The organism is Cytophagia bacterium CHB2 (genome assembly GCA_030263535.1).
GTDB lineage: Bacteria > Zhuqueibacterota > Zhuqueibacteria > Zhuqueibacterales > Zhuqueibacteraceae > Coneutiohabitans.
In genome coordinates, this window is sequence record SZPB01000486.1 from 1 (window position 1) to 3866 (window position 3866).

Sequence of the window (3866 nt, forward strand, 5' to 3'; positions counted from 1 at the left end):
ACCATCTCGAAGTGTCATGCAGCCGAATTTTTTGAAGTACTCGCATTAGGCCGAGTACTTCAAAATATCCGTCCAGGATGACAAGATGAAATAGTCATACAAGCGAGTGTAACCGTTCACGACTCCAAAAATTTTGTTGAAACTTTGAGTCGCAATTTCGGTGGAAAACGATACTTCGATCACGCGCGGCCATTCGACATCAATTTCGAATAAAGTTCTTCCAGGGCCATGACATTGCGTTCCACGCTGAAAGCCTGGCTGCGCTCACGCGCGGCTTTGCTGAATTTTTCCCGCAGAGCAGCGTCACGCAGCAAGCGCAACCAGCCTTGCGCGAGTGCAGCGCTATCTGCGGCCGGAACCAACAAGCCATTGACCTCATGCTGCACCATTTCTTTCATGCCACCAACGGCGGTAACGACTACCGGCTTGCCGGCGGCCATGGCTTCCGCCAGCGCAAATGGAAATCCTTCCGTCAACGAGGCCATCACTGCGATATCAAATGCGGCAAACGCCGCGGCGACTTCCGAGACGAACCCGGCAAAATGGAGTTTGCCTTTAAGATTGAGTTTCATCGCGAGCGCTTCAAGCTCTTCACGCAGGGGGCCGTCGCCCGCAATGATAAAACGCGCCTCGGGATATTCTTGCGCGACTTTGCCGGCGGCTTCGACGAAATAGCGGTTGCCTTTTTCTTCACGCAGCCGCGTCATCGTGCCGATGACAAGTTGATGATCAGCGAGGCCAAATTTTTCACGAAAGGCCTTGACCTTTGCCGGATCCGCAGTTTTAAAGTTATTCAGATTGACGCCGTTCCAGACCACGCTTGTCTTACCCGCCGGCACGTGGCGTCCCGAAACCAAGAATTCCCGCACGCTTTCACTGACGCCCACCGCCAAATCCGTTCTGTTGCGCAGCAGCCAATCCATCACAAATTGATGCGGCTGAATTTTGAGAATGGCCCATTCGTGTACCAACGCGGGAATCTTCACCCGTTTCGCGGCGAGCCGGCCGAAGTTCGCGGCGCTATAGCCGTGCAAATGCAGCAAATCGATTTTTTCCCGCTTCACCAGATCGGCAATTGCGCCGACGTTGGCGAAGGAATACTTGCCTTTGTCGATGTAAAAAAGCCGGACACCGTTGTCTTCGAGATGCTTGCTGGCGGCGTCCGGCGGGCGCAGTACGGAGGCCATTACTTCAAAACGGCGCGTGTCGGCATGCTTGAACCACTCGATGAAACAGAGCGCAACGCTGCTTGGGTTGACTCCGTCCATGGAGAGTTTGTCGATCACGTGGAGAATGCGATGCGTTCTGCTCATATTCGCCTTCTTGCGCTCTCGCGTGCTCATGTTCAATATCGAATCGCGAGGAGTATGAGTTTCGTTTAGACAGTTTCGATTTTGCCCGACATTTCGCGGCGATCCTTGACTACCTTTGCGGGCACGCCCACGGCGATTTTCCAGTCGGGAATATCCAGAGTGATGACGGCGCCCGCGCCAATGATGCATTCGCGGCCAACCGTCACGCCGTCGAACACCACGGCGTGCGCACCCAACCAGGAATTGTCGCCAACCTCGATGCCTTGACTCGAGCGTTCTTGTTCAATGATCGGAATATCGCTGCGGTTGAACGTGTGCGTGCCACCCACGAGATAAACATATGCCGCCATCAACACGTTCTTGCCCACGCGCACGCGGCTGGCAGAAAAAATTTCGCTGTTGAAGCCGAGGTTGGCGTTATCGTCGATGACGATGTCGCCATTTTTGCAGCTCAGAATGGTATTGCGGCCCACAAACACGCCGTTGCCAATGAACAAGCCCTCGTTATCATTCCCTTTGGCATCCAGCACCACATTGTCATCGATGACCACATCATTGCCAAGATGAATTTTGCGCGGATGGCGCAACACCACGTTGCTGCCGAAGGTGACATTGCGCCCGACGCTGCCCAAGAGCAGCGGATACAACTTTCCCCGCAGAACCAAGCCGAGCGCGCCCGGCAGCCAGCTCGCGACAAGCGTGATCAATTCGTACTTGATCAAATACCAGGTGCTGCTCTCGCCGAGCACGATTTCCTTGTATTTCTGCAGCTTCGATTTCTTTGCGTCAAACAGCTCTTTCTGAATCTCGACTGTTTCACGGCGCGGTTTGTGAGTGAGGTTGTCAGTCATGAGGTTTTCATGAAAAAAATTATAAGAAACATCTGAATGGCCGTTGCCACTTTGCCGTCGCGGCCAACGCAACGGCGCCTGCTTCTGTTAGTCCAACCTGGCAAATCCAAAACAAAAACAACATACGGCGCCAACAGACATTATTACAATCAACAATATCCGAAGGCGTAATCGTGCAACTTAATTTAACAGCCCGTTGGCGCGATACCAATCTGCGGTGATTTTCAGGCCGGCGTCCAGGTTGAATTTCGGTTCGTAGCCGAGCAGGCGGCGAGCTTTGGAGATATCGAATGCACGATCTTTGACAAAGAAATCAACGCGCCGGCGATACACCGGAGGTTCAAGGCGCAGCGGTTTGCAAATTAGTTCGCACAGCAATCCTGCGGTCCAAACCGGCCAAACCGGAAAGTGTTTTGTGGGTTTCGGCACGCCCAGCGCGGTCGCGATACGCGCCACCAACTCATTCAGCGTCGTGTACTCGCTGCCGCCAATGGTGAATACTTGTCCGAGTGCTTCCGGTTTTTCGCCGGCCAAAATAATGCCGGCGGCAAGATCCTCGACAAACGTCATGTGATACAACACTTCGCCGCTGCCAAACATGCGAAAGCGGCCGTTGTTGACAAATTTGAATATTTTGAGAAAACGTTGATCGCCCGGGCCATAAATGCCTACCGGACGCACGACGACACCCGGCCAGCGATGCTCCTCAAAAAATTTGCGCGCGAGTTTTTCGCCCTCGAGCTTGGATTCTTGATAAACATCGCCCGGACCATAGGGCGCTTCCTCGGTTGCCGGCGGGTTCTTGATATCGCCCTGTACCCCCACAGTGCTGCAATGCACGAAGCGATTAACTTGCGAGGCCAGCGCCGCTTCGAGCAAATGGCGGGTGCCTTCAAAATTCACCTGCCAAAAATATTTGTTCGGCACACCCTCCGTGCGATAGGCTGCGGCAATATGATAAACCGTTTCAACGCCTTTCATCGCGGCCCGCAAATCATGTACGCTGTCTTTATCGGCAAAATTGCCATAAACCGGCTCAATATCAATGCCTTTGAGCAGCGAGAGATTGCTGCTCTTGCGTACCAGGCCGCGTACGTGATAGCCTTTTTGCAAGAGGTGTTTACAGAGGTAACTGCCGGTGAAGCCATTCGCACCGGTAACGAGAACTTTTCCTGGCATGAATAAAACTCCGCTAGTCATTTGCCGGAAGGCGTGAGGGGACACTGAGGAAGGGTAACATGAAGCAAAAGGTCTTTAATCGGTACTATTCCCATCACACCTCTTCATCGCAACGAACAGATGAAAACCTGGGCCTGGAAGAGCTTCGGACATTGACAAAGCCGTTCGATGCGAAGCCACAAACATCATTTATAACAAAACGCCATAATGTGCCAACCCAGCGGTCTCACCAAAAATTTTGGAAGTAGATTGAAGCCCGGCACAAAAACGCCGTTGAACAGCGCCGCCTTCCAGCCTTTTTGCAGCTTGCTGGCCACGGGAAATCGTTCGGGTACGATGCGAACCTTGTCGAACGGCGCGAGCATGCGTTTGAATTCTGCAATCGAATATTTGTTGAGTACGGGCGCGTCTTCATGCTCCAGCTCGACTTTCATCACCTTTGACATGGCATTGAGCCAGGAAATGCGGTTGTAGACAATCATGCTCGCCTCGCCCCCGGGTTTGAGCACGCGATGCAGCTCCT

The 3866-nt window shown here is 53.1% G+C and carries 4 protein-coding genes; all 4 read right to left on the bottom strand.

From position 1 onward, the window contains the following. Nucleotides 1–179: 179 nt before the first annotated feature. The 4 genes from FBQ85_27680 to FBQ85_27695 all read right to left on the bottom strand — a co-directional run bounded on the left by FBQ85_27680 (nucleotide 180) and on the right by FBQ85_27695 (nucleotide 3852). Nucleotides 180–1502 carry a glycosyltransferase family 4 protein gene (locus FBQ85_27680; protein MDL1878914.1) on the bottom strand — a complete coding sequence of 441 codons (1323 nt, stop codon included), beginning with the start codon at nucleotides 1500–1502 and terminating at the stop codon, nucleotides 180–182. After that, nucleotides 1379–2164 (bottom strand): acyltransferase, encoded by a 786-nt coding sequence (locus tag FBQ85_27685; protein ID MDL1878915.1) that lies wholly within the window; start codon nucleotides 2162–2164, stop codon nucleotides 1379–1381. The genes FBQ85_27680 and FBQ85_27685 overlap by 124 nt, the downstream gene beginning before the upstream one ends. A gap of 180 nt (nucleotides 2165–2344) precedes the next feature. Continuing rightward, complete coding sequence (locus FBQ85_27690) at nucleotides 2345–3364, bottom strand: NAD-dependent epimerase/dehydratase family protein (protein ID MDL1878916.1); 1020 nt, start codon at nucleotides 3362–3364, stop codon at nucleotides 2345–2347. A 164-nt stretch (nucleotides 3365–3528) separates the two neighbouring features. Then, the gene (locus FBQ85_27695) at nucleotides 3529–3852 is read right to left on the bottom strand and encodes a hypothetical protein (GenBank protein MDL1878917.1); all 324 of its coding nucleotides are present in this window, start codon (nucleotides 3850–3852) and stop codon (nucleotides 3529–3531) included. Nucleotides 3853–3866 lie beyond the last annotated feature (14 nt).